We start from the raw sequence: 26,340 nt of genomic DNA, 5'->3' as shown, positions 1-26,340 counted from the left end.
GCTACTGTTGTGGACGAACTTTGCTCCCGAGTCACCCGAAACGATCGACGTTGGCTAGGCTAGGGCGCGTGGCAGATGAGATATTTTACGACGCTCCGAGCACCGTCCCCTCAACCCAGGCCGTGACGATTCAGCAGGAGCCTTTGGTTCACAAGGTCATGAACCTGCGGATCGTGCGCGCGTTCCAGCGCTACGGCTCAGCTAAAGGCGCCATGCTGTCCGGCGGTATCGCCTACTCGGGAATCTTCTCGATCGCGGCCGCCCTCACGATAGCGATCACGGCATTCATGGCCTTCCTCGGCCGAAACGAGACCCTGAGAAAGACGGTATTCGACGGCGTCAACGAGGCCATGCCCGGCATCCTCAAGACGGCCGACGACCCGAGCGGCCTTATCAGGCCCGAATCGTTGATCCTCGACACGGCCCTCAACCCTGCTTCTATCATCGCCGCCGGTCTGCTGCTGTGGACGGCGCTGTCGGTCATGAATGCGCTCAAGATGTCGCTCCGTGCCATGTTCGGCATCGTCCGGCTTCCCGAAACGTTCATCGTTCTCAAGGCGCGCGATCTTGTCGCATTCCTCGGCTTGGCGATCGGCGTCCTGGTCAGCTCCGTCCTCACGTCCGCGGCGGGCGCACTCGGCGACATGGTGCTCGAGTTCCTCGGCGTCGACGGTGCGATCGGGCAATGGTTCCTGAGGATCACGTCTCTCGCGGTCGCCTTCCTTGTCGACTTCGTCGTCATCGCCCTCCTGTTCCGGTACACGGCGGGCGCCCGACCCCCGCGCAGGGATCTCATCCTCGGTGCTTCACTCGGTGCGCTCGGAACATCGGTCGTTCGGTTCCTCGGCACATCCGTCATCGGATCGGTCTCCGATAATCCTGTCCTGGCGCCTTTTGTTGCGGTCGCAACGCTCCTCCTGTGGGTCAACTTCGTCTCCCGCATCGTCCTCATCGCAGCCGCATTCACGGCGAACCCGCCCGCGCCCCCGAAGATCACCGTTCCTGAGGCGATTCACGCGCACAGCACCCCGAACTATGTGACGCTCTCTGTACCGGAGACGACGTCGTGGGCATACGAACCATTCACGGGCGTGATCGTCCCCGACCTCACGAACGATCCCGAGTTCTCCTCCAGGCAGAAGCATGACCTGCCGGAGTGGGACACTGCGGAGGGCCGGGCACGGCTGGAAAGGATCAAGGAAATGGAACTCGAGCTCGATCGAGAAAAGATGAGATACCGGATTGATCAGGAAGAGGATGCGTCATGACGTTCGTCGCCATCGTTCCCGCGGGAGGTGCCGGCACGCGTCTGTGGCCGCTGTCGCGGCGCTCCCACCCGAAGTTTCTTATCGACATGACGGGGGCGGGCAGGACTCTCATCCAGGCCACGGCTGATCGTCTCGCTGGCCTCGCCGATGATCTCATCGTCGTCACCGGCGCCGCCCATGCGGCCGCGGTTGCCGACCAGCTCGACCTGGATGAAAGGTCGCTCGTCGTCGAGCCGGCACCTCGAGGGACGATGCCGGCGATCGGCCTCGTGGCAGCGATCGTCGAACAGCGATATGGGGGAGATGCGATTGTTGGATCCTTCGCCGCTGACCATCTCATCTCAGACACGAACGCATTCGGCGAGGCGGTCCGCCGTGCGATTGCCGCCGCGGAGCGAGATCTCGTCGTCACCATCGGCATCACCCCCACCTCGCCCGATACTGGATTCGGCTATATCCACCAGGGAGCCGCCACCGAGGTGGACGGCGTGTCCAGCGTGAGCGAGTTCATGGAGAAGCCCGACCTCGAGACCGCGTCCAGATACGTGGAATCGGGGGAGTACCTGTGGAACGCGGGCATGTTTATCGCCAAGACTCGTGTCCTCCTCGATGCTTTGGCACGTTTCGAGCCGGATCTCGCCTCCGATCTGCGCGCTATCGCCCGCTCGTGGGACGGCCCCGGCAGAGACAGCGCCCTGGGACTCTGGGACGGACTGAAGGACAGTGTGATCGACCGTGTCATCGCAGAGCCGCTTGCCGCGGAAGGCGGGGTCGCGACGGTACCCGCCTCCATGGGCTGGTCCGATATCGGTGGCTACCTGGCATTGTCGGAGCATCTCGATGATCCGTCCGGCGGAATCTCCGCCGGAGGAACCGCCCAGTCCATCGTCCTCAGCGACGCGCCGGACTCGGTCGTCTACGTCCACGACAGGCCGATCGTCATCCACGGTATCCCCGGAGCCGTCGTGGTCGATACTGGAGATGTGATTCTTCTAACAAGAAAGGAGGCTTCATCTGGTCTCGGGGGCGTCGTATCGGCTCTGCCGGGAGATATTCAGCATCTTCGGTAGGTTTTGGACGAGACCTATGTCATTCGAGCTAATATGTTATTGCGAACCGTTATGAAACTTTAATTCTCTGGGCACCCAAACAGTGCACGTAAACACCTGATTAACGGCTAAGCTAATTGAGAAATCCGTGCCGACCCGGCACGGGCTTAAATGTAGGAGTACACGTGAAGAAATCCACGTCATTCATGGCACTGTTGGGTGCCACTGCTCTCGTTCTCTCCGCCTGTGCGGACGACGCCGACAATGAGGCCACCGAGGACGTCACGACGCCAGAGGCGACCGAGTCTGAAGAGCCCACCGAGGAAGACACCACCGATGAGGGTGACGATTCCGAGGAGCCTGCTGGCCGCGACTACGCCTCGATCGATGCTTCTGACTACACCGCCTGCCTCGTCTCCGACGCCGGCGGCTGGGACGACAAGTCCTTCAACGAATCCGCATTCAACGGCCTCCAGGAGGCAGTTGAACTCATGGGTGTCAACGCCCAGACCGCAGAGTCCTCCTCGGATGGCGACTTCGGCCCGAACGTCAACGCCATGGTTGCCGAGGGCTGTGACCTCGTCATCGGTGTTGGCTTCCTCCTCGAAGAAGCAACCGGTAGTGCGGCTCTCGAGAACCCCGACGTGTCGTTCGCTCTCGTCGACTCGGGATTCACCACCGAGTCCGACAACGCTCGTCCCCTGCTCTTCAACACCGCTGAGGCAGCGTTCCTCGCCGGCTACGTTGCCGGTGGCATGACCGAGACCGGCGTCGTCGCCACCTTCGGCGGCCTCCCGATTCCGTCCGTCCAGATCTTCATGGACGGCTTCTACGACGGCGTCATGGCCTACAACGAGGCCAACGGTGCCGATGTTGAGGTCCTCGGCTGGGACAAGGATGCCCAGACCGGCTCCTTCTCCAACTCCTTCGACGATCAGGCCCAGGGCCAGCAGCTCGCCAACGGCTTCATCAACCAGGGTGCAGACATCATCATGCCGGTAGCCGGCCCGGTCGGCCTCGGTGCCGCCGCCGCCGCTCAGAGCGCAGGCGACGTCTGGATCATCGGTGTTGACTCCGACTGGTACGAGTCCGCTTCTGAGTTCTCGTCCATCATCCTCACCTCCGTCCTCAAGGACATCGACGTTTCCGTGCTCGACACGATCGCCGATGTTGCGACCGGTGAGTTCTCCAGCGAGCCCTACATCGGCACGCTCGAAAACGGCGGCGTCGACATCGCTCCGTTCCACGACTTCGAGGCCGATGTTCCTGCGGAACTCGTTGCCGAGGTTGACGCACTGCGCGAGCAGATCATTTCGGGTGAGCTCGTTATCGAGACCCCCAACGCTCCGTAACCACTGACGGGAGGGCGGGCCCGGGACCATGCCGAGCATGGTTCTGGGCCCGCCTACCTATCTCATTTCACGCCACATCGATGTGGTGGAGAAATGGTAGAGATAGAAAGGCAGCAGCCAAGGTGAAGCTTGAGCTTGTCGGGATAACAAAGAAGTTCGGATCCCTGATCGCCAATGATCACATCGACCTCGAGGTCGAACCGGGCCAGATCCATGCTCTTCTCGGAGAGAATGGCGCTGGCAAATCAACACTTATGAATGTCTTGTATGGGCTGTACGACCCAGACGAGGGTGAAATTCGACTTGATGGCAAGCCCGTGACGTTTAACGGTCCGGGCGATGCTGTGGCCGCCGGCATCGGCATGGTCCACCAGCATTTCATGCTCGTGCCAGTCTTCACCGTCGCCGAATCCGTCGCACTCGGCTATGAGCCGACTCATCCCGCGCTGGGGATGATCAATATGAAGGAAGCGAACAGGATCGTCGAAGACGTCTCCAAGCGCTTCGGTTTCGATCTTGATCCGAAAGCGAAGATCGATGATCTGCCAGTCGGCGCGCAGCAGCGCGTCGAGATCGTCAAAGCACTGTCGCGCAAGGCCGAGGTCCTCATCCTCGACGAGCCCACCGCCGTGCTCACGCCCGCCGAGACAGATGAGCTGATGGCGATCATGAAGGAACTCGCGGCCGCGGGAACCTCGATCGTCTTCATCACCCACAAGCTTCGCGAAGTCCGCGCCGTTGCGGACAAGATCACTGTCATCCGGCGCGGCAAGGTCGTCGGCGAGGCCACCCCGGATTCATCCGAGGAGGAGCTCGCCACGCTCATGGTGGGCCGCTCTGTCATGCTCAAGGTCGACAAGGAAGAGCCGAAGCCAGCACCTGTCGTCGTCTCGATCCAGGATCTCTCCTACGTGAACGAGGACCGCGTCACGGTCCTCGACCATGTCAACCTCGACGTGCAGGCCGGGGAGATCCTCGGAATCGCCGGAGTCCAGGGCAACGGTCAAACAGAACTCACTGAGCTCCTGCTCGGCCTCAAGCACCCCACCCTGGGCGATATCAAGCTCGATGGGGAGTCGATCGTCAAGCACTCGGTTCGAGATCGCGTCGATCAGGGTCTTGGCTTCGTCCCCGAGGATCGCATGCGCGACGGGATGGTGCAGCCGTTCTCGGTCGCCGAGAACCTCGTCCTCAACCAGTACAGGTCGGAGAAGTTCTCCCGAGGTCCGTCGCTCAAGCTGCGCGCGATCCAGGAGAACGCGGAGAAGCTGCGCGATGAGTTCGATATTCGACTCACCGATGTCACGAACCCGATCACGACACTGTCGGGCGGCAACCAGCAGAAGGTGATCGTGGCCCGGGAGATGTCCCGGAAGCTGAAAATGCTGGTCGCCAGCCAGCCGACGCGCGGCGTCGACGTCGGCTCGATCGAGTTCATTCACAACCGCATCGTCCAGGAGCGGGACACCGGCACTGCCGTCATCCTCGTCTCCTCCGAACTGGATGAGATCCAGTCACTGTCCGACCGCATCGCGGTCATGTATCGAGGCCGCATCGTCGGCATCGTTCCCGCACACACACCCAACTCAGTTCTCGGACTGATGATGGCTGGAGTACCCATGGAGGAAGCCATGCAGAAGGAGGACCGATGAGCACGACAACTGACACCGAACGCGGGTCAGCCCCGCTCTCGCTCAAGGCGAAGGCAGCGCTGCACGTCGCCACGCGCTCCAACTGGATCATCTCGCTTGTCGCGGTCGTCATCGCCTTTATCGTCGGCGCATTCTTCATCTGGATCGCGGATGCGTCGATCCTCGACACGTATTGGCGTCTCTTCAAGGGCGCGATCTTCAACCCTGATCGCGACACGTGGCAGCAGCAGATCAAGCCGCTGACGGAAACGTTCAAGAACGCCGCTCCGCTGATTCTCGGTGGTCTCGGTCTCGGTCTCGGCTTCCGTGCGGGCCTGTTCAACATCGGTGGACAGGGACAGATGATCCTTGGCGCTATCGCAGCGACCTACCTGGGCTTCACCCTGAACCTGCCCTACTTCGCCCACCTGCTCGTCGCCCTCATCGGCGCCGCCATCGTCGGCGGCCTGTGGGGCGGCATCGCCGGTTTCCTCAAGGCGAAGACAGGCGCGAATGAGGTGATCGTGACGATCATGCTCAACTCGATCGCCGGATTCCTCCTTCTGTATGTTCTCGGCAAGGAAGTCTTCCTCGGTGCGGGCAACAACCAGCCGAAGTCTCAGCCCGTCGCTTCCGAAGCGCGCCTTCCCGAGCTCCTGCCCAGCCCGTTCGATCTCCATGCGGGCATCATTCTCGCGATCATCGCGACCGTGTTCGTCTGGTGGCTCCTGGAGCGGTCGAAGTTCGGCTTCGAACTGCGAGCCGTCGGCGCGAATGCGCACGCCTCCGAGACCGCTGGCATGTCCACCTCGAAGGTCATCACCTTGACGATGATGATCTCTGCGGGCCTGTGCGGCCTCGCGGGTGCGAACCAGATCCTCGGAACGTTCGGCAGCCTCACGCAGGGCGCCATGGGAAGCATCGGCTTCGATGCCATCACCGTGGCACTCCTCGGCCGCAACCGGCCCATCGGGATCTTCGGCGCAGGCCTCCTGTTCGGCGCGTTCTCCGCCGGCTCGCCCCTCATGCAGGGCGCGGGTGTCCCCGTCGACATGATCCTCATTCTCCAGTCCGTTATCGTGCTGCTCATCGCGGCCCCGCCGCTGATCCGCTGGATGTTCCGTTTCCCGAAGCCTGACGGCGTCGGCTACCGCGAGTACATCACTCTTCATCAGGAGGCAAAGTGACCACCGTCGTCGAACGTGAAGAGGTCGTAGCTCCCGAGGACGAAGTCCTCGCCCCGATCTCGTGGAAGCTCCCGGTTATCTACAGCCTGGCAACGCTTCTCGCTATCTATTTCGCTCTCAACGCCGACGGCATCGCAGAGTTCGTGTGGAAGGACATCCGTCCGACACGGGACGGCAACAACCTGCTCGTCTATGCGGACCAGGCGTGCTGGATCCTCGCCATCGTCGTTGCCGGTGCAACAGCCTTCTCGTACTTCAGGGCGATCAAGCGGCACACCCAGCCGCTGTGGCTGGGACTCATCGTCCTCATGCCGCTCATCCTGTCCTTCCTCACCTTCCAGGGCGGAGGCTCGGGCAGGTTCATCACCCTGGCGTTCCTGTTCTCCGCGACGCTGACCGCCGCAACGCCTCTCATCTACGGCTCCCTCGCCGGTGTCGTCTGTGAGCGCGTGGGCGTCGTCAACATTGCGATCGAGGGCCAGCTCCTCGTTGGCGCCTTCTCCGGTGTTGTCTTCGCCTCCGCTTTCGGCAACCCGTGGATCGGGCTCATCGGTGCGCCGATTGCCGGTGCCCTCATCGGTACCCTGCTGGCATTCTTCTCGGTGCGCTATGCGGTCGACCAGATCATCGTCGGTGTTGTGCTCAACGTGCTCTGTCTCGGCATCACGTCGTTCCTCCTCGGCACGGTTGTCAAGAACAACCCGTCCTGGAACTCGATCGCCTACAGCCTGCCCGTCTACGAGATCCCGGGCCTGTCGAAGATCCCCTTTATCGGGCCGGTCTTCTTCCGCCACACGATCCTCATGTACATCCTCTACTTCCTCATCATCGCCCTGACGATCATGCTCTTCAGGTCGCGCTGGGGCCTGCGCCTGCGCTCGGTCGGCGAACACCCGAAGGCCGCCGACACGGTCGGCATCAACGTCAACCGGACGCGTTTCCTCAACACCATGCTCGGATCCGCACTCGCGGGCCTGGGCGGCGCGGCCTTCACCATCGGCTCCAACGCCGTGTTCACGGAGAACATCTCCGCGGGTAACGGATACATCGCCCTCGCGGCCATGATCCTCGGCAAGTGGCATCCTGTCGGTGCGATGGGAGCGGCGCTCATGTTCGGCTTCGCATCCGCAATCGTCGACTTCCTGCCCCTCGTCGCCACGAACCCGATCAACCCGAACCTGCTCGCCATGATCCCGTACGTCGTCACGATCCTCGCGGTCGCTGGCTTCGTCGGCAAGTCCCGCGCACCTGCCGCGGAGAATATCCCGTACATCAAATCATGATCAACTGGAATGAGCTGCGCGATGCAGCGATAGAAGCAATGACCATGGCCTACGTGCCCTACTCGGGGTTCCCCGTTGGTGCAGCAGGCCTCTCCGAAGACGGACGCATCTTCTCTGGATGCAACGTCGAGAACGCCGGCTACGGCGTCACACTCTGCGCCGAATGCGGCATGATCTCGGACCTCGTCCGTTCAGGAGGAGGGAAGCTTGTCGCCTTCCTCTGCGTGAACGGCAACGGGGAGCTGACCGTGCCCTGTGGCCGATGCCGACAGCTCCTGTGGGAGCATGGCGGGCCGGATATGGAGATTGAGATGCCAGCGGGCGTCATGCCCTTCTCCGAGGTCCTCCCGTACGGGTTCGGACCGGAAGACCTGAGCCGTGTAGATAGGAAAAAAGATGTCTGAACGTTTTGACGCCGTCGATATTATCCGGACGAAGAGGGACCGCCAGGTCCTGTCCACCGAGCAGATCGACTGGGTGATCGACGCCTACACTCGCGGTGTGGTTGCCGAGGAGCAGATGTCTGCTTTGGCGATGGCGATCTTCCTCAACGGCATGAACCAGGACGAGATCTCGACATGGACGCAGGCCATGATCAACTCGGGCGAGACGATGGACTTCTCGTCCCTTTCGAGGCCCACTGCGGACAAGCATTCGACTGGGGGAGTGGGAGACAAGATCACGCTCCCGCTTGCTCCTCTCGTCGCCTCCTTCGGCGTCGCCGTACCCCAGCTCTCTGGCAGGGGTCTCGGCCACACGGGCGGAACTCTTGACAAGCTCGAGGCGATTCCGGGATGGCGGGCGAACCTCAGCAATGAGGAGATCATGCATCAGCTCGAGACTGTCGGCGCCGTGATCTGCGCGGCTGGAAGCGGCCTCGCCCCCGCAGACAAGAAGCTGTACGCCCTGCGCGACATCACCTCCACGGTCGAGGCGATCCCCCTCATCGCCTCCTCGATCATGTCGAAGAAGATCGCGGAAGGCACAGGGTCACTCGTTCTCGACGTCAAGGTCGGGTCGGGCGCCTTCATGAAGGACATCGACCAGGCCCGCGAACTCGCCGAGACCATGGTCCGTATCGGCAAGAACGCTGGTACAGCCACCGTGGCTCTTCTGACTGACATGTCGGTTCCCCTCGGTCGCAAGATCGGCAACGGACTCGAGGTCGAAGAGTCCGTCGAGGTGCTCGCCGGCGGCGGTCCCGCAGACGTCGTCGAACTCACGGTCGCTCTCGCACGGGAGATGCTCCTCGCCGCAGGAGTCGATGTGGACCCGGCAGAGAACCTTGCCAACGGCAAGGCCATGGACTGCTGGCGGGACATGATCCGTGCACAGGACGGCGATCCCGACGCTCCGATGCCGGCCGCGAAGCACACCGAGACCGTCGTGGCAGAGACCGATGGCGTCGTGTCGGAAATGGATGCCCTGAAGGTTGGTGTCGCCTCCTGGCGTCTCGGCGCTGGCCGCGCACGCAAGGAAGACCCCGTCCAAGCAGGCGCGGGAATCACCATCCACGCACATCTCGGTGAGCAGGTGAAGGCCGGCGAGCCGATCCTCACCCTGCACACTGACGACGACTACCGTTTCGAGCGCGCACGTGAAGCACTCGAAGGCGGGATCACGATCAGCACGGTCGCACCCACCCGCGAATCAGTGCTGCTCGATCGCATCGGATAGTCATGTCGGGGCTGCACCTGGGACGGATCGTTGCCGCATGGCAGCGCCCCCTCACATCGAGGCCCGTGACAGGTGCGGCCCCCACACCACGCGACCCGGTACCTGTCACTCTCGGAGGGACTCGCGTCACTCAGGTCGACGGCACAACCTGCGGGGCCGCCGTCCTTCTCATGCTTCGAGCATCAGGCGATGAGACTCTCGCAGCCGAACTCGACGCGAATCCGGGAATGATCGACTCCTACCAGAGAGAGATTCACGCCGACGTCTGCCGCGGTGCTCTCGGGCCCCTTTCGTGGCCGCGCGCATACGGGAGCCCGCCCTGGTCTCTCGCCCGCGAAGCACGCTACCCTGGCGTCGACTATGAGGCTCGAGCAGTCGATGATGCGTCAGAGCATGGTCGGGCAATCCTCAACGCCGTATGGCACGCGAACAGACGCGGAATCCCCGTCCCGCTCTATACGGGTGGGAACCTGAGAGAGGGCCTGTCCCGGGCAGTGCCGCGGCACGTCGTCCTGGCCGTCCCTCCAGCCGAGCCGGTGTCAGAAGCCTCCCTGCTCATCTACGAGCCATCCTCCGGACTGCTCCATGAAGTCCCCCTGACGGACCTATTCGCACGTACCGGCCCTCATCCGGCCCTCGGAGGCTGGACCCACATCGTCTGGGCCATCCTGCCCCGTCCGAAGAAGCACTGACGAAGGAATGGGGGCGCGGTCTCGACCGCGCCCCCATTCTCATATCCTCATTCAGCTATCTGACGGCAGAGCAAGCGCCGCCGACATGTCCTTCTGAAGCTGCGACATCCTCTTCGAGGCGGCCTCGCGGGCTGCCTGCACCGTCGTCGCGACGGGCTCGATAACCTCGAGGTAGCACTTGACCTTCGGTTCGGTGCCGGAGGGGCGGACGACGGCGCGATCACCGAGTTCGTTGAGAAGAATGATCGCATCCGTCGGTGGCAGGTCCGGTGTGCCCTCAGAAAGATCCGACACGCTTGTCACGGCCGAACCCGCGAGAGTCTCGGGGGAGTGCGCACGGAGGTGAGCCATTGTCGCCGGCATGAGCGACAGATCGCTCACCCTGATCGTGACGGGAGCGGTCAAGTACACGCCGTGGGTTTGCGCGAGGTGATCCAGTTGGTCCTCGACGGTCTGCCCACGAGTCTTCAACTGGGCCGCGATGTAGGCGAAGAGAAGCCCGGCAGTGATACCGTCCTTGTCCTTCACCCCTTCCGGGTCGACACAGAAGCCGATGGCCTCCTCGTAGCCGAAGATGATCTGCGGGGCCCGAGCGATCCACTTGAAGCCGGTGAGGGTGGTGGCGTGGGCGATGCCGTGACGGCCCGCGATCTCCTTGAGGAGGCGCGAGGAGACGACGGAGGACGCGAAGGTGCCGCCGGTGATCGCACCGATCTTGGCGATCTGCTCACCGAGAACGGAACCGATCTCGTCACCGTTGAGCTGACGCCAGCCCGTGCTGGTCGGAATAGCGATCGAGCAGCGATCAGCATCGGGATCGTTCGCGATCACGAGGTCCGCGCCAACCTTCTTCGCCTTCTCAATCGCCAGATCGAGCGCACCCGGCTCTTCCGGGTTGGGGAAGCTGACGGTGGGGAAGTCGGGATCGGGCTGTGCCTGTTCCTCGACCTCGTGAACGTTGGTGAAGCCGGCGTCTTTGAGAACTTTCATCATCGTCTCTCCGCCCACGCCGTGCATCGACGTGTGGACGATCTTGATATCTGACGAATGCTCGGGAGGAATCAGCGACCTGGTGCGCTCCAGGTAGGCCTCGACGACTGACTCGTCGATCAGGCTCCACCCGGTCGAGGCGACCGGAATCTCATCGGCAGGCGGCGTTGCCGCGATCTTCTCCGCGATCTCGGAATCGTGAGGCGGCACGATCTGCACGCCGCGACCGTCCTCGTCAACGACACGGCCGCCGAGATAAACCTTGTATCCGTTGTCCTTCGGCGGATTGTGGGATGCGGTGACCATGACGCCAGCGTCAGCATCGAGGTAGCGGACCGCCCAGGCGAGCAGAGGGGTCGGCAGGTACCGGGGGTAGATAAGGGCGCGGGCGCCCGCAGCTGTCGCGACGGCAGCCGTGTCGAGAGCGAAGTCTCGCGAGTTGTGACGAGCGTCGTAACCGATGACGATCAGCGCGTCACGGCCCACCTTGTCTTGGAGGAATTCGACGAGCCCGGCGGCGGCCTTGCGGACGACCGCCCTGTTCATCCGGAACGGGCCCCCTCCCATCGCGCCGCGTAGCCCGGCCGTGCCGAACTCGAGCGGACCCGAGAAACGATCAGCGATCTCTGCCTGGGCGTCGGCGTCCCCGCCCTCGGCCTTCTGCTTCAGTGCGATCAGTTCCTGGCGGGTAACTTCGTCGGGGTCGTGTTCGATCCACGAATCGATATCGATCATGATGCCTTCACTTCGTTGACGATGTCGGAGAGGAGCTTCGCGAGACGGGGCGCCGCCTCTGCACCGGCCTGGAGGACCTCAGCATGTGAGAGGGGAGCGGGCGCGAAGCCTGCGGCCTGGTTGGTGACGAGGGAAATGCCGAGCACTTCAAGACCTGCTTCGCGTGCGGCGATCGTCTCCAGAGCGGTCGACATGCCGACGAGATCGGCACCGAGAAGGCGCGCCATCTTCACTTCGGCGGGGGTTTCGTAATGAGGGCCGGGGAACTGGGCATAGACGCCCTCGGGCAGGTCCGGGTCGATCGTGCGGGCCAGGTCGCGCAGGCGGGGACTGTACGCATCGGTCAGGTCGACGAAGTTCGCGCCCCGAATCGGGGACGTGCCGGTCAGGTTGATGTGGTCACGCAGCAGGACGGCCGTGCCGGGGCCCCACTCGGGGACGGTCGAGCCGCAGCCATTGGTCAGGATCAGAGTGGTTGCGCCGAGTTTCGCCGCGGTGCGCACTCCGTGGGCGACAGGGTCGACCCCTCGGCCCTCGTAGAGGTGGGTTCTGGCTCCGAGAATGAGGGCGTGCCCTCCGGAGCGCAGCGCCCTGATCGTCAGCGTGCCGCCGTGGCCCGCGACTCCGGAGACCGAGAAACCGGGAACGTCGCCCGCGGGTATGCTGACGACGGCTTCCCCAAGCTGTTCCTCAGCATCGCGCCACCCGGAGCCCAACACGAGGGCAATGTCGATAGTGTCGATACCGGAGGCGCGACGGATCGCGTCGGCCGCCTCCGAGGCAAGTTCATATGGATCAGTTGTCATGAATCCACGGTACATTCTTCGCCCACTTTTCTCCGCAAAAATCGAATCATGCCCCGATATTCCCTTTCATTGACATAATGCTTGGGTGGACACAGCGAAGGTAACACCGACAGGACCAACAGCATCGGGGGCGCCGAAGGCGGCTCTGCCCGGAGCTTCACGAGTGCGCGAAGGATCACGGGTCGTCATCATCGGCGGGGGGCCGGGAGGCTACGAGGCGGCCCTGACGGCCGTACAACTCGGAGCCCGCGTCACGCTCGTCGAAGACAAGGGCGTCGGGGGGAGCGCGGTTCTCACGGACGTCGTCCCGTCCAAGACCCTCATCGCATCGGCAGAGTGGCTGCATTCGGTTGAGTCCGCCGACCAGCTCGGCATCGTCGCCACGGGGGAACCGTTCCGTGCCTCCTTCTCGGCGATCAACGCACGAATCAGGGACCTTGCGGCCCATCAGTCCGCCGACATCAAGAACAGGCTCATCACCGAAGGAGTTGATGTTCTTGCGGGGCGCGCGGCGATCTCGTCCGCGCTGGGAGCTGATGGGACGCGATTCGTCCGCGCCGAGCTTGCGGACGGCACAGTCCGAGACCTCGAGGCGGAGATCATCCTCATCGCAACCGGCGCAACACCGAGAGAGCTGCCCGATGCGAAGCCTGACGGGGAGAGGATCCTCAACTGGACACAGATGTATGGTCTCGGCGAGCTGCCCCGCCATCTCGTCGTCGTCGGGTCCGGCGTCACAGGTGCGGAGTTCGCCGGAGCCTACAATGCGCTCGGCGTCCCCGTGTCTCTCGTGTCCTCCCGTGACCGTGTCCTGCCCAACGAGGACGCCGATGGTGCGGCAGTGATCGAGAGCGTCTTCGCTCGGCGCGGCATGACGATCGTCTCGCGCCGGCGCGCCATGGCGGCCCGCCGCGTCGAGGACGGAGTGATCGTCACCCTGGACGATGGCAGCGAGATCGAGGCATCCCACTGCCTCATGGCGGTCGGCTCAACTCCCAACACGTCGCATCTCGGCCTGCAGGAAGCGGGCGTGTCACTCAAAGAATCCGGCCACATCATGGTCGACAAGGTATCCCGGACGACAGCTTTCCGGGTGTACGCAGCCGGCGATGTCACGGGCTCCCTTCCCCTCGCCTCGGTGGCCGCCATGCAGGGCAGAATAGCGATGAACCATGCACTCGGCGACTATGTCGAGCCGCTCGACCTGGCGGGCGTGGCCTCGAACATTTTCACAGCACCGGAGATCGCCAGCGTGGGAGTGTCCCAGCAGGAGGTCGACGAGGGGCTCGACGCCGTCGTCACGGTCGTCCCGCTGACTCGCAATCCGCGTGCGAAGATGCAGGGGATGACGGAGGGCTTCGTCAAGCTCATCGCCGATAGCGCCAACCGCGTCATCATCGGCGGTGTTGTCGTGGCGCCGGGGGCGTCTGAGTTCATCCTCCCCATTGCGCTCGCAGTTTCGAGCAGGATGACGGCGGACGAGATGGCATCCGTGTTCACCGTCTATCCCTCCCTCTCCGGCTCGATCACGGAAGCAGCGCGTCAGTTGCGCACCTCTGTTCACTCGGAGCAAATTCGCCGGGCGCTTGAGCGGCGGCCGTAGGGAACGCGGATAGAGTGGACGCCGAAGGAAAGGGAGGAACGATGAGATCCTATCGCCGCGGTCCAGTGCTTTTGCGGGGCCATCAGATACCGGAGAAGACGACGGATGCTCGCCTGCTCGCGCCCGACCAGGACTCGGACTGGCTCCATGCCGATCCTTGGCGTGTCATGCGGATCCAGGCGGAGTTCGTCGAAGGCTTCGGCGCCCTGGCCGATCTCGGTCCCGCAATATCGGTCTTCGGCTCGGCACGCACAAAGCCGGGCAGCCCGCACTACGAACTTGCTCGGGACATCGCCGCCCGACTGGTCGAAGCCGAGTTCGCTGTCATCACCGGCGGGGGACCGGGCGTCATGGAGGCGGCGAACAAGGGTGCCTCCGAGGCGGGCGGGATCTCTGTCGGCCTCGGCATCGAGCTTCCGTTCGAGCAGGGCATGAACGACTATGTCGATCTCGGTATTCACTTCCGCTACTTCTTCATCCGGAAGACGATGTTCGTCAAGTACTCTCTCGGCTTCATCGTCCTCCCCGGAGGATATGGCACGCTGGATGAGCTGTTCGAAGCCCTGACGCTCGTCCAAACATCCAAGGTCGAATCCTTCCCCGTCATCCTCGTCGGACGCGACTATTGGCAGGGTCTTCTCGATTGGATGGTCAACACCCAGCTCGCCGAGGGCATGATCTCACCCGGCGACGAGAACCTCGTCACCGTCGTCGATACGGTCGACGAAGTGATGGAGGCGCTCGAGAAGGGCCTCCACGCCATCGCTGAAGCCCGCCACGCCAACGGAACGTGACCTACTTCTCCCGCCGTGTCACAGTTTCGCGTAAACTATTGGTGACCTTCAGTTAAGGAGATATACCATGGCAGCTCAGAAACCCCGTTCGGGCGATGGACCGATTGAAGTGGCGAAGGAAGGCCGCGGAATCATCATGAGGATCCCGGTCGATGGTGGTGGCCGACTCGTCATCGAGTTGAACGCCGAGGAGGCAACAGAGCTGGGAGCCGCGCTTCACGCGGTCGTCAGCTAGAAGTCAGCTATGGAAGTCATGTGCCCGGCACTTTCGCCGGGCACAGTCAGGTCACGGCGTCTGAGTCGCCTGTGCGAGGAGAAGCCCCGAACCGATGGGCACGAGCGCGCATAGCGGACTCTGTTCGAGGACGTCCTTGACGAGGCCGCGGATAGCGACAGTCTCAGGCTCGCGCCTGGCCGGATCGGCTACTTTCCCGTCGAGGAGCGCCCGGGCGACGATGAGGAGACCACCTGGGCGGAGGATCCGCAGAGCCTCCTCCGCATCCCCCGGAGCTTCCTCGGGATCCCCGTCGATCAGGACAAGATCATAGGAGTGGTCCGCGAGGCGCGGAAGAATATCGGCTGATCGTCCCTTGATGAGACGCGTCCGGGAAGCTCGAATCCCGGCACGAGCGAAGACCTCGCGAGCGGCACGCTGTGCTTCCGCCTCGACATCAATCGTTGTGAGTGTCAGGCTGTCGCTGCCCTGGAGCAGGTAGAGGCCCGATACGCCCGTCCCTGTTCCCACTTCGACGGCGGTGCGCGCACCCGACACGGAGGACAGTATTCGAAGGAGAGAGCCTGTCGCGGGTGAGACGGCCGATATTCCAAGGTCTTCGGCTGTCGACCGTGCCTGCGCCACGAGATCGTTTTCGACCATTTGCTCCTCGGCAAAGGCCCAGGACAGTGTCTTGTCACTCGACATATCGGTACTCCTTCTTTCCCGTCAATGGTACGCGGAAAAAGCGGCCTCCATGTGCCTCGGCAGGTCCCCTGTCACAATGACGTGGCGGCGCATGTGGCGTACGACGCCCGGCGGCTGGTCCCTCCGTACCATGCTCGGCCCGAACCGGCACGCTAAGATAGCTGGCATGGGAATCAACTCGACTGAGGTCATCGTTATCGCGCTCATCCTCATCCTCATCGTTGGGCCCGATAAGCTACCCGAGCTCGCATCCCAGCTCGGCAGACTCATCCGCGAAGTCAAAGCTATCGCGACGGGAGCGAAGGCTCGCGTCCAGGAAGAACTGGGCCCCGACTTCGACGAGTTGAAGAACCTCGACCCGCGTCAATACGATCCGCGCAGGATCGTGCGCGACGCGCTCAAGGATGACCCGCCGGCACGCGTGCCTTCCCGCACCTCTCGTCCAGTCTCAACCCCACGGACGACACCGGCCGCAGCCGCGTCCGCACCGTCCCTCTCAGAGACAGCCGCGTCCGCACCGGCGGAGCAGCGTCGCGAAACCGTGCCGTTCGATGATGAGGCGACCTGATCGGACCCATCTACAGACAGCTCTGCCCCCGACATGTCGGGGGCAGAGGCTTTAGTTGTTGATCGGACTCAGGCCGAGAGATCGGCCTGCAAGGCCGCGTGCCCGATGAGAGAGCCGATCGGCAATCGTGCGAAGGGCAACCGCTGCAGGGGACTCTGAGTCTGTTCCGGCAATCGGAGTACCGTTGTCACCCTTCTCGCGAAGATCCTGCTCGAGAGGAATCTCTGCGAGGACGGGGATCTCGTAGCCGAGGATTCGTGTGAGCTCGGAGGCGACCTGCTCGCCGCCGCCGGTGCCGAAGAGATCCATCTTCGTCCCGTCCGGAAGCTCGAGGTACGACATGTTCTCGATGACGCCGATAACCTTCTGGTTCGTCTGGGCTGCCATCGCACCCGCGCGCTCGGCCACCTGAGCCGCAGCCTGCTGCGGGGTCGTGACGACGACGATCTCCGAATTCGGCAGGAGCTGTGCGACAGAGATCGCCACATCGCCGGTGCCGGGCGGCAGATCGAGGAGCAGCGCATCCAGGTCGCCCCAGTAGACGTCCGCGAGGAACTGCTGAAGGGCCCTGTGCATCATCGGCCCACGCCACACCACCGGGGTGTTGCCGTCGGTGAACATGCCGATGGAGATCACCTTCACGCCCTGGGCAACGGGAGGCATGATCATGTCTTCAACCCGGGTCGGCGGCTGTGTGACGCCCAGCATCGCGGGAATCGAGTGACCGTAGATGTCAGCGTCGACGATGCCGACACGCAGACCCGATTTCGCCATGGCAACCGCGAGGTTCGCGGTCATGGACGACTTGCCGACACCGCCCTTGCCGGAGGTGATCGCGTAGACGCGGGTGAGGGATCCGGGCTGGGAGAAGGGGATCACGGCCTCGGGGACTCCGCCGCGAAGCTTCGTCTGGAGGTTCTTCCGCTGCTCTTCGGTCATGACACCGAAGGCCACGGAGACGGCTGTTGTCCCTTCGACTTTCGCGACGGCGTTCTCGATGTCGGTCGAGATGGTGTCGCGGAGGGGGCACCCCTGCGTGGTCAGGTCAATGCCGACGGTCACGCTGCCGTCGGCGATATCGACGCTGCGAACCATGTCGAGGTCGGTGATTGGACGGCGGATTTCAGGATCGAGAACGGTGCTGAGAGCTTCCCGTACGGCTTCCTCGCTGGGTACTGTCATGTTCTTTATTCTAGTGATAGCGCCGTGAGTATTCCAGGATGAAGGTCACCAGTAGGAAGCATCACGTTTGACGAGCGTCCACAGGCACCACTGACTTACCATTGATCGGTGGCTAGGGAGGAGGTCTCGGAACGAGCGTCATGAATAATATGTCAGCCCCGGACAGGGTAAACTCCACGGTTCGCATCTCGATGCGGCGCATCGTCGGTCTCGACGGACTTCGAGCTATCGCGACAGGCCTCGTTCTTGTCTTCCACCTGATACCGGGATGGGCGGGGATCGGCTATATCGGTGTCGATATCTTCTTCGTCCTATCCGGATTCCTCATCACGAGCCTCCTCATCGTGTCCTCCGCGAATCATGGGGGGCCTCGCCTCGCAGATTTTTGGCGCAGGCGCTTCCGCAGGCTGTTCCCAGCGGTGTTCGTCGCCACGATCGGAGCATCCGCTCTCGCAGTGTTCGCGGGCGCAGACGCCCGTGTCGCCCTCGGGCGGCAGGTGCTGGGGTCGCTGACCGCGACCTACAACTGGGTCGAGATCGCGAGCGGCTCATCGTACTTCGAGCAGGCAAGCCCGCTCCTCTTCACAAACATGTGGTCTCTCGCAGTCGAGCAGCAGTTCTATCTCTTCTGGCCCATCATCGTCGTCCTTCTCCTCCGCCGCCGAACCCGGTGGCGCATCGCCGTATCGTTGGCAATCGCGACGGGTTCCATCGCCCTCCACATCGTTCTCCTCGGAGAGGATGTCACACGGTCCTACATGGGGACGGACACGCATCTGTGGGGCCTCATGTTCGGTGCATGCCTTGCCTTCGCCATGTCGCGAACCGTTGTGGGTCGACACGAGCTCGCCGCGAGCCCCCGTTCCGCTCAATGGGGTAGAGCCGGATGGGTGGGAATCCTCGCCATCATGGCGGCGGGCATGACCATCCCCGACTCCCTCGCCATGTACCCGTGGGCGATGGTGGCGGCCAGCGCACTCACCGTCCTCGTCATCCGCGCACTGCTGCCCGATGTGCAGTCCGCTGAATCTTCAGCTCTGAGGGCGGTGCTCGGGAGCAGAATTCTGAGCTGGATCGGTGTCCGAAGCTACGGAATCTATCTATGGCATTGGCCGCTTTTCGTCATCTTCTACTATCGTCTTCCGCTCCTGGACCCGATGATCGTCGCCGCGGCGGTCGCTGTACTGTCGGTGATTGCCGCCCACCTGTCCTTCACGTACATCGAGGACCCGATTCGCAGGATGGGGCTACGCCCGTGGCTTGCGAGCATCCGTGACCGCATCTCTCGTCTCAACCCGGCTGGCGCGATCGCGAGCGTGACGGCCCCGCTGCTCGTTCTGTCTCTCGCCGGTGCGGCGATCATCACCGCCCCGGCCGTGTCGTCCGCTCAGCAGGCTGTCGAGGATGGAGGGAAAGCGGACCCTGACATCCATGCGCCCGAGGGCACTCCTGACGCGAACCCGGAGACCATATCGCCGATTCCCGGAGGGGGCGCCCAATCGACGACGCCGCCCACTCCCGAGGCGCCGGAGCCGACCCCGGAGCCCACACCCGCCTTCGTCGGTCCCGCGACCTGGGACGAGGTCACCATCATCGGGGACTCTATTGTTCTCGCGTCCCAGTACTCTCTGTCTGAGGCCATGCCAGGTGTCGTGATCGACGCGGCGGAATCCCGGAGCATCCAGGCTGCACCCACGATCATCGCCCAACACGCGGCCAATGGCACTCTCGGCAATTTTGTGGTCGTCTCCCTGGCCACGAACGGAGCGATCTCTGATGGGAATGTTGACGCCGTGCTCGACGCGGTTGGGCCAGAGCGCAAGGTCGTGTTCGTGACCGCTTTCGGCCCACCGCGAGCCTCCTGGATCCCCGATTCGAATCGCGCGATCGCATCGGCTGCGCAACGCCATCCGGACAGGGTCCTCGTCGCCGACTGGTACACGGCGATCGCGGACCACACCGACCTCCTCGCGGGCGATGCCGTTCATCCGGGCCGGGAGGGCGCGAAGATCTACGCCGAGACGATCAGGACGACTCTGACGCCCTGAGCTGCTCGATCTCGGCCTGCAGCTGTGCGATCCGCTCCTCCCGCTCCCGCAGGCGATCGGTCCTTTCCCGGTCAAGCTCATCGATCATGTCCCGCAGCTCGGAACGAACGAAGTCACGGGTCGCCATGTCCCCGAGCGTCATCCTCAGGCCCGCAATCTCTCTCGTCAGATACTCGGTATCGGACAGGTTGCGCTCCGCACGCTGCCGGTCCTGCTCGTTCGCCACCCTGTCACGATCGTCCTGCCTGTTCTGGGCCAAGAGGATGAGGGGAGCGGAATAGGAGGCTTGGAGGGACAGCATGAGGGTGAGGGCGGTGAAGCCCAGTGCCGCACTATCGAAACGCAGATTCTCTGGCGCGAACGAGTTCCAGCCCAGCCACAGCACGACGAAGATCGACAGGTAGATGAGGAACTGCGGTGTGCCCGTGAAACGGGCGATTCCCTCAGAGATCTGACCGACACGGTCGGAGTTCTTGCTCGCCCGGAACCGGCGCAGGCGCCGCTCGCGGCCCTCCAGCGGTTCGCTGAAATGATCAGCCATGTCCACGCTCCACTCTCATGTCAGATTCGTCATCATCGGTGGTCCGCCAATCATCGGGCAGCAGATGGTCGAGCACGTCATCGATCGAGACAGCACCCAAGAGAAGCCGAGATTCGTCGACGACCGGCAGTGCCGTCAGGTTGTAGGTTGCGAGGCGCCGGGCAACGGAGCCCATGCTCGCCTCCGGCTCAAGGGGCTCGATATCGGTGTCGATGATCTGCCCCAACAGGGTCGAAGGCGGCTCCCTCAACGCACGCTGCAGGTGCACGACCCCGAGATAACGGCCCGTCGGCGTCTCGAGCGGCGGGCGGGTGACAAAGATGGTGGCAGCCAAAGCGGGCGTCACGTCAGTGCGGCGAGCTGATGCTAGAGCATGGGCGACCGTGGCGTCGGGGCCGAGGACGATGGGCTCGGTCGTCATGAGACCACCGGCCGTTCTCTCGTCGTACGCCAAGAGCCGGCGCACGTCCTCCGCTTCCTCAGGATCCATGCGTTCGAGAAGGAGCGCCGCCTGCCCGGCGGGCAGCTCAGCCACGAGGTCCGCGGCATCATCCGGCTGCATGACGTCGAGAACATCTGCGGCACGATCAAGATCGAGATCCGACATGATCGCGACCTGTTCATCGTCGCTCAGCTCGGATAACACGTCGGCGAGCCGCTCATCGTTCAGCGCCATCGCCACCGCAAGCCGACGATCTCCCGGCAGCTCACGAATGACGTCAGCCACGTCGGCGGGCTTGAGGTGGGCGATTCGGGCCAGGAGGGCAGTAGCCGCCTGCCCTTCCTTCCCGGTAGCCAGGCCCGTCAGCTCGCCGACGGGGACGATCATCGTTTCACCCGAATGCGGACCATTCTTGTCGGCACGCACGTAGACGTCCCGGATACGCCAGTCGGCCCGGCGATACTCCTCGATCGACAGGTCGATGACGGTCGCGCCGCCAGAACCATCCTTGAAGGTGACGCGCCGGTCGAGTATCTCGCTGATGACGAGCGTCTCTGTCGATCGTTGGGAGAATCGCCTGATGTTGACGAGACCCGTCGTGATGACCTGGCCGTTGGCGATCGAAGTGACGCGGGACAGCGGCAGGAAGACACGCTTCTTCCCGGTCACCTCGATGACGAGACCTACGGCGAGCGGCGGTCCGACGAGCCTGAACAGGACGACGACGTCGTGGACCTTCCCGACCCGGTCGCCGATCGGGTCGAAGACGCCGGTGCCGGCGAGCCGACCGACGAACACGCGGGTACGGGACTGCATATCTAGCTCCTTCGGTGCGTCGCGGCTTTCATCCACTCCTCGACAGCGGGGATCGTGCGGGGGATCGACTCGGAGAGGCGGCGTGCCCCATCTTCCGTCACGAGGATATCGTCCTCGATCCGGACACCGATACCGCGGAGCCACGCCGGGATCTTCTCATCGTCCTCACGGAAGTACAGGCCGGGCTCGATCGTGAAGACCATACCGGGTTCGAGCACGGCATCAAGATACATGTCGCGGCGCGCCTGGGCGCAGTCGTGAACATCGAGGCCGAGATGATGGGAGGTGCCGTGCGGCATCCAGCGGCGATGATACTGGCCGTCCGGGGCGAGAGATTCTTCCGCAGTGCCGGGGAGACATCCCCATTCCTCAAGGTAGCGTGCGATCACGACCATCGCAGCCTCGTGGAGTTCACGGAACTTCGCTCTGGGCTCGTTCGCCTTAGCAAGCGAGGCCTCGCAGGCCTCGAGGACGGCGTTGTAGACGGTCGCCTGCTCGGGGGAGAACGTGCCGTTCACCGGGAGCGTGCGGGTGATGTCTGCCGTATAGAGCGAGTCGACCTCTGCGCCGGCATCGATGAGAACCAGTTCTCCGTCTTTCACCTGACCGTCGTTGACGATCCAGTGCAGGGTGTTGGCGTGGTTGCCGGCAGCCGCGATCGTGTCATAGCCGAGACCGTTCCCCTCCTCCCTGGCACGTGCCGCGAAAGCGCCTTCGAGGACCCGCTCGCCGCGCCAGTGCTCGACGGCGCGCGGCAGTGCCGCGATCATGTCCTCGAAACCCTGCGCCGTGATGTCGACTGCTTTCTGGATCTCAGCGATCTCCCATGCATCCTTGCGCAGACGGAGCTCGCTCGTGGCTTCGCGCAGCTTCTCGTCGAGTACCTGGCCCTCCGTCAGATTCTCCCGCTGGCGCAGTTCGCGGATCTGGGCATCGATCTTCGTGTCGGCCTCGGTGATCGCGGCGATGTGGACCTGGCCGAGATCCTTCGCAAGAGCGTCCGGAAGGTTCTCGATGTGATCGGTGCGGATGCCAGTCATGGTCGACATCTCCTCGAGGGAGGGCCGCGCACCGACCCAGAACTCGCCGTAGCGGGAATCGGCCCAGAACTCTTCCGAGGTGCGCGGAGTGCGCGGATGGAAGTAGAGGACGGCCTCGTGGGTCTGCTCACCCTCGACCGGGTGGAGGACGAGCACCGCGTTGGGCTCCAGCTCGCCGCCGAGGCCGGTGAGATGTGCGAAGGCTGAGTGGGCCCGGAAGCGGTAGTCGGTGTCATTGGAGCGGACGCGCAGCTCGCCCGCGGGAATGACGAGGCGCTGGCCGGGGAACTGCGCACCGAGCTTGTGGCGGCGCGACTGCGTGAAGTCAGCCACTTCCGAACGGGCGGGACCGGGCGGGCGCTCGCCCCAATCCTCGCCGATGAATGTACGGAACTCCCGATTGTCGGGCCTTTGGGAACGGTTTGAACCGCGATCTTCAGTCTGATTGCTCATGGCCCTATTCTGTCACTCCCCGACGGCGCATTCGATTCGGTGCCAAATCCTCGCGAAAACCCATAGCCTTGATCAGTGATCGATCTCCATACCCATTCCCTCCATTCCGACGGGACCCAGAGCCCGGCCGAGCTCATGACGGAAGCAGCATCGCGCGGGGTGACCGTCATCGGCCTGACCGACCATGACACCGTAGCCGGCTATGCCGAGGCGACAGCAGCCGTCCAGACGACGGGTGTTGCCCTCGTTCGCGGTATCGAGATCAGTGCCCGTCACCATGGTCGCTCAGTCCATCTGCTCGGCTATCTCGTCGACCCCGAGCAGGGCATCCGCGAGCACTGCGAAAGGCTGCGCCGGGCTCGAGTCGACCGTCTTGAGAGCATGGTTGCGGCAATGGCGAGAGACGGCCTCGTCACGTGGGACGAAGTCATGGCAGTGGCGGGGGAGGGCGCAACCCTTGGTCGCCCGCATGTCGCCGATGCTCTCGTCGCACGCGGCGCCGTCTCAAGCCGTGACGAGGCTTTCTCTGAATTCCTATCGGCCTCATCGCCGTACTACCGTCCCTATTGGGCGCCCGGCCTCGGGGAGGCGATCGACCTCGTCCACAATGCTGGAGGCGTCGCCGTGTGGGCTCATCCGCGCGCCTCGAACCGCGGCGCAGCGCACTCGTGGGAAGCCATCATGACCGGCGTGGAGCTGGGCATCGATGGTCTCGAGGTCGATCATCGCGACAACCCGATGCCCGATCGGCGTCTGCTTGCCGACATTGTGACAGAGCACCGGCTCGTCCAAACAGGATCCAGCGACTACCATGGCTCCGGCAAGGTCAACCGCCTCGGTGAGAACACCACCTCCCCGAACATGCTCGAGAGAATTGCCCACAAGGCAACAATGGAGGTCATCTATCCGTGAACAACATCATGGATCTCACGCTGTTCGCGTCAACGTTTTTCACACTCTTCGTCATCATGGACCCCGCTGGAAACGTTCCCATCTTCCTCGGGCTGACCTCGAAGATGACACCGAAGGAGCGTGCCCGCGCGGCATGGCAGGCGAACGCCGTATCAGCCTCCGTTCTCGCAACCTTCGGACTGTTCGGTACCTACATTCTCGGCTTCCTGCACATTTCCGTCCAGGCGATGCAGATATCCGGCGGACTTCTTCTCCTCCTCGTGGCGCTTCAACTCCTGACGGGTGAAGAAAGCGATCCGGGTAAGCCCGCGGGCAAGACGAACGTCGCCCTCGTGCCGATTGGGACGCCCCTTATCGCGGGCCCCGGTACCATTGTGGCCTTCATGCTGTCCGTCGGCGAAGCCGGATCCGAGTTCTCCCTCATCACCGCCGTCATCGCCGCATTCATCGCCGTGCACATCGTGTCCTGGTCCGCGCTGCGCTTCTCCGTCGTCATCCACCGTTTCCTCGGAGAGGGCGGCACCACCCTCCTGACGAAACTCTCCGGCATGCTCCTCGCAGCGATTGCCACCCAGCTCATGGTGAACGGAATCCTCGGAGTGATCGAGCAGATATAGCACCGCTCGGGCAGAGACGGTGGAGGGGACGGATCATTGATCCGTCCCCTCCACACTTCACCTTCTAGCTCTTGTCTTGCTGTTCGCCGTTCTTGGTGCGGCGGCGTTGACGCTGACGGCGTGCGGGAGCCGCATTGGACTCGTGGCGGTCGCGACTATTTCCGCCGCGGCCGCTGCCGCCACGGCCGGTCCCGCGGCGCGAGTTCTTCCCGCCCGTCTCACCCAGGTCCTCAACTTCTTCCGCCTCGAGTCCCGCACGCGTGCGCTGCGCTCGCGGCAGACGTCCGGTCACCTTCGGATCGATATCGAGATCGGCGAAGAGGTGCTCCGACGTGTGGTAGGTCTCCACGGGTTCGGGGCTGCCGAGGTTCAGGGCATTGTTGATGACGGACCAGCGGGGAGTGTCCTCCCAGTCGACGAAGGTGACCGCGGTTCCCTTGTGCCCGGCGCGGCCCGTGCGGCCGATCCTGTGGACGTAGGTCTTGTCATCTTCGGGGCACTGGTAGTTGATGACGTGCGTGACGTTGTCGACGTCGATGCCGCGTGCCGCCACATCGGTTGCGACGAGAACATCAACCTTGCCTGAGCGGAAGGCCCGCAGGGCGCGTTCACGGGCTCCCTGGCCGAGATCGCCGTGCAGGGAGCCCGTCGCGAATCCGCGCTCCTCCAGTTCCTCGGCAACCCGAGCCGCCTGACGCTTGGTCCGCGTGAACACGATCGCGAGATCGCGATCCTTCGCCTGGAGAATGCGGGCAAGGACCTCGATCTTGTTGAGCTGGTGGGCCCGGTAGACGACCTGAGTCGTCTCCTTCACAGTCTGATGATCATCCGTCGGATCCTGTGCACGAATATGCGTGGGGCGGGACATGAATCTCCGTGCCATGGCCACGACGGCGCCCGGCATCGTAGCCGAGAACAGCATCGTGTGCCTGGTTGGAGGAGTCGCGGACATGATCGTCTCCACATCCTCGAGGAAGCCGAGATCCAGCATCTCATCCGCCTCGTCCAAGACGAGTGTCTTGACCTGGGAAAGGTCGAGGACCTTCTGCTTGAGAAGGTCGATGAGGCGTCCCGGCGTGCCGACGACGATCTCGGCGCCGCGCTTGAGAGCATCAACCTGGGGCTCATAGGCCCGTCCGCCGTACACCTCGACAATGCGGATGTTGCGATTCGCGGCAGCGGCGACAAGGTCGCCCGCAACCTGGACGGCAAGCTCGCGCGTCGGGGCGATGGCGAGCGCCTGAGGTGCCCCGGGCTTGGCAAGGGCGTCGAATCCCTCGTCCTTCGGGCCCACGACCGCTTCGATCATGGGGATTCCGAAGCCGAGAGTCTTGCCGGTGCCGGTCTTGGCCTGGCCGATGATGTCCTGACGCGTGAGCGCGATCGGGAGTGTCAGGGCCTGAATCGGGAACGGATAGGTGATGCCCTTCGCGTTCAGCGCATCGACGATCGGCTGGCTGACACCGAAGTCCGCGAAGGACTTCTGCTCAAGATCAAGCTCATCGACAGACGCGTCGATGTCGGCCGCGGGCTCATTGAGCGCGGGGACGGCCGCCTGGCCGGTATCAATTTTTCCACTGGTTGAAGTCATGCGAAACCTTTGCTTTTGAACGATTGGAGAGCGCTTTCATGCGCTGGTAGCCGATCGTAGAGAAGCTGTGCCGGGGATCCGGCAGGAATTGATGATGTCAACGGCACGACCGGTCAACCTTCGTCGACCATTCTAGTCCAC

At 63.4% G+C, this 26,340-nt stretch carries 24 protein-coding genes; 16 read left to right on the top strand and 8 right to left on the bottom strand.

Going from position 1 to position 26,340, the window contains the following annotated elements; translation table 11 throughout:
- The first annotated feature begins 68 nt into the window (after positions 1–68).
- The 9 genes from H2O75_RS07225 (at position 69) to H2O75_RS07185 (ending at position 10,139) form a co-directional block, all read left to right on the top strand.
- The gene (locus H2O75_RS07225) at positions 69–1,268 is read left to right on the top strand and encodes a YihY/virulence factor BrkB family protein (RefSeq protein ID WP_182170220.1); all 1,200 of its coding nucleotides are present in this window, start codon (positions 69–71) and stop codon (positions 1,266–1,268) included.
- Positions 1,265–2,338, top strand: a complete 1,074-nt coding sequence (locus tag H2O75_RS07220; RefSeq protein ID WP_182170217.1) for a mannose-1-phosphate guanylyltransferase — start codon at positions 1,265–1,267, stop codon at positions 2,336–2,338. Before H2O75_RS07225 ends, H2O75_RS07220 begins: the two co-directional genes overlap by 4 nt.
- Before the next feature lie 164 nt (positions 2,339–2,502).
- Entirely contained in the window at positions 2,503–3,669 is a 1,167-nt protein-coding gene (locus H2O75_RS07215) for a BMP family lipoprotein (RefSeq protein WP_259365221.1), read from the top strand.
- A gap of 122 nt (positions 3,670–3,791) precedes the next feature.
- Entirely contained in the window at positions 3,792–5,321 is a 1,530-nt protein-coding gene (locus H2O75_RS07210) for an ABC transporter ATP-binding protein (RefSeq protein ID WP_182170215.1), read from the top strand.
- On the top strand, positions 5,318–6,487 hold the full coding sequence (locus tag H2O75_RS07205; protein ID WP_182170213.1) for an ABC transporter permease: 1,170 nt from the start codon (positions 5,318–5,320) through the stop codon (positions 6,485–6,487). The genes H2O75_RS07210 and H2O75_RS07205 overlap by 4 nt, the downstream gene beginning before the upstream one ends.
- Positions 6,484–7,770 carry an ABC transporter permease gene (locus tag H2O75_RS07200; RefSeq protein WP_182170210.1) on the top strand — a complete coding sequence of 429 codons (1,287 nt, stop codon included), beginning with the start codon at positions 6,484–6,486 and terminating at the stop codon, positions 7,768–7,770. The genes H2O75_RS07205 and H2O75_RS07200 overlap by 4 nt, the downstream gene beginning before the upstream one ends.
- A complete protein-coding gene (locus tag H2O75_RS07195; protein ID WP_182170208.1) occupies positions 7,767–8,174 on the top strand; it encodes a cytidine deaminase in 408 nt (135 codons plus the stop codon). The genes H2O75_RS07200 and H2O75_RS07195 overlap by 4 nt, the downstream gene beginning before the upstream one ends.
- Complete coding sequence (locus H2O75_RS07190; RefSeq protein WP_182170207.1) at positions 8,167–9,447, top strand: thymidine phosphorylase; 1,281 nt, start codon at positions 8,167–8,169, stop codon at positions 9,445–9,447. Before H2O75_RS07195 ends, H2O75_RS07190 begins: the two co-directional genes overlap by 8 nt.
- Before the next feature lie 2 nt (positions 9,448–9,449).
- Complete coding sequence (locus H2O75_RS07185) at positions 9,450–10,139, top strand: hypothetical protein (protein WP_182170205.1); 690 nt, start codon at positions 9,450–9,452, stop codon at positions 10,137–10,139.
- Positions 10,140–10,190: 51 nt separating this feature from the next.
- On the opposite strand, the gene H2O75_RS07180 is transcribed toward H2O75_RS07185, so the two are convergent.
- The gene (locus H2O75_RS07180) at positions 10,191–11,864 is read right to left on the bottom strand and encodes a phospho-sugar mutase (RefSeq protein WP_182170202.1); all 1,674 of its coding nucleotides are present in this window, start codon (positions 11,862–11,864) and stop codon (positions 10,191–10,193) included.
- Entirely contained in the window at positions 11,861–12,670 is an 810-nt protein-coding gene (locus H2O75_RS07175) for a purine-nucleoside phosphorylase (protein WP_182170200.1), read from the bottom strand. Before H2O75_RS07175 ends, H2O75_RS07180 begins: the two co-directional genes overlap by 4 nt.
- 85 nt (positions 12,671–12,755) lie before the next feature.
- Between H2O75_RS07175 and H2O75_RS07170 the strand changes: the two genes are divergently transcribed.
- The 3 genes from H2O75_RS07170 to H2O75_RS07160 all read left to right on the top strand — a co-directional run bounded on the left by H2O75_RS07170 (position 12,756) and on the right by H2O75_RS07160 (position 15,302).
- Positions 12,756–14,273, top strand: coding sequence for an NAD(P)H-quinone dehydrogenase (locus H2O75_RS07170; protein ID WP_259365220.1), 1,518 nt, complete (start codon positions 12,756–12,758; stop codon positions 14,271–14,273).
- A 41-nt stretch (positions 14,274–14,314) separates the two neighbouring features.
- The gene (locus tag H2O75_RS07165) at positions 14,315–15,067 is read left to right on the top strand and encodes an LOG family protein (protein WP_182170197.1); all 753 of its coding nucleotides are present in this window, start codon (positions 14,315–14,317) and stop codon (positions 15,065–15,067) included.
- A 67-nt stretch (positions 15,068–15,134) separates the two neighbouring features.
- Complete coding sequence (locus H2O75_RS07160; protein WP_182170194.1) at positions 15,135–15,302, top strand: DUF3117 domain-containing protein; 168 nt, start codon at positions 15,135–15,137, stop codon at positions 15,300–15,302.
- Between the two features lie 51 nt (positions 15,303–15,353).
- On the opposite strand, the gene H2O75_RS07155 is transcribed toward H2O75_RS07160, so the two are convergent.
- On the bottom strand, positions 15,354–15,989 hold the full coding sequence (locus H2O75_RS07155) for an O-methyltransferase (protein WP_182170191.1): 636 nt from the start codon (positions 15,987–15,989) through the stop codon (positions 15,354–15,356).
- 166 nt (positions 15,990–16,155) lie between these two features.
- On the opposite strand from H2O75_RS07155, the gene H2O75_RS07150 reads away from it, so the two are divergent.
- The gene (locus tag H2O75_RS07150; protein ID WP_182170188.1) at positions 16,156–16,557 is read left to right on the top strand and encodes a twin-arginine translocase TatA/TatE family subunit; all 402 of its coding nucleotides are present in this window, start codon (positions 16,156–16,158) and stop codon (positions 16,555–16,557) included.
- Positions 16,558–16,608: 51 nt separating this feature from the next.
- On the opposite strand, the gene H2O75_RS07145 is transcribed toward H2O75_RS07150, so the two are convergent.
- The gene (locus H2O75_RS07145; RefSeq protein WP_182170184.1) at positions 16,609–17,739 is read right to left on the bottom strand and encodes an Mrp/NBP35 family ATP-binding protein; all 1,131 of its coding nucleotides are present in this window, start codon (positions 17,737–17,739) and stop codon (positions 16,609–16,611) included.
- Between the two features lie 140 nt (positions 17,740–17,879).
- Here H2O75_RS07145 and H2O75_RS07140 point away from each other — a divergent pair, with 140 nt between their 5' ends.
- The gene (locus H2O75_RS07140; protein WP_182170181.1) at positions 17,880–19,787 is read left to right on the top strand and encodes an acyltransferase family protein; all 1,908 of its coding nucleotides are present in this window, start codon (positions 17,880–17,882) and stop codon (positions 19,785–19,787) included.
- On the opposite strand, the gene H2O75_RS07135 is transcribed toward H2O75_RS07140, so the two are convergent.
- From H2O75_RS07135 to H2O75_RS07125, 3 genes are read right to left on the bottom strand one after another with little or no spacing between them, the layout of a single operon-like run.
- On the bottom strand, positions 19,765–20,328 hold the full coding sequence (locus H2O75_RS07135) for a DUF1003 domain-containing protein (protein WP_182170178.1): 564 nt from the start codon (positions 20,326–20,328) through the stop codon (positions 19,765–19,767). The two genes, H2O75_RS07140 and H2O75_RS07135, sit on opposite strands and share 23 nt — an antisense overlap.
- Positions 20,321–21,586, bottom strand: a complete 1,266-nt coding sequence (locus tag H2O75_RS07130) for a magnesium transporter MgtE N-terminal domain-containing protein (protein WP_182170175.1) — start codon at positions 21,584–21,586, stop codon at positions 20,321–20,323. The genes H2O75_RS07135 and H2O75_RS07130 overlap by 8 nt, the downstream gene beginning before the upstream one ends.
- A gap of 2 nt (positions 21,587–21,588) precedes the next feature.
- Positions 21,589–23,079 (bottom strand): aminopeptidase P family protein, encoded by a 1,491-nt coding sequence (locus H2O75_RS07125; RefSeq protein ID WP_182170172.1) that lies wholly within the window; start codon positions 23,077–23,079, stop codon positions 21,589–21,591.
- A 75-nt stretch (positions 23,080–23,154) separates the two neighbouring features.
- On the opposite strand from H2O75_RS07125, the gene H2O75_RS07120 reads away from it, so the two are divergent.
- Positions 23,155–23,991, top strand: a complete 837-nt coding sequence (locus H2O75_RS07120) for a PHP domain-containing protein (protein WP_182170169.1) — start codon at positions 23,155–23,157, stop codon at positions 23,989–23,991.
- 8 nt (positions 23,992–23,999) lie between these two features.
- The gene (locus H2O75_RS07115) at positions 24,000–24,608 is read left to right on the top strand and encodes a MarC family protein (RefSeq protein ID WP_182175050.1); all 609 of its coding nucleotides are present in this window, start codon (positions 24,000–24,002) and stop codon (positions 24,606–24,608) included.
- A 64-nt stretch (positions 24,609–24,672) separates the two neighbouring features.
- On the opposite strand, the gene H2O75_RS07110 is transcribed toward H2O75_RS07115, so the two are convergent.
- Complete coding sequence (locus tag H2O75_RS07110) at positions 24,673–26,199, bottom strand: DEAD/DEAH box helicase (protein ID WP_182170166.1); 1,527 nt, start codon at positions 26,197–26,199, stop codon at positions 24,673–24,675.
- Between the last annotated feature and the right edge of the window lie 141 nt (positions 26,200–26,340).

The sequence above is a fragment of the Flaviflexus equikiangi genome, from assembly GCF_014069875.1.
Lineage (GTDB): Bacteria > Actinomycetota > Actinomycetes > Actinomycetales > Actinomycetaceae > Flaviflexus > Flaviflexus equikiangi.
The sequence above is the reverse complement of the archived record's forward strand: the minus strand, read 5'-3'. Positions and strand labels throughout refer to the sequence as shown.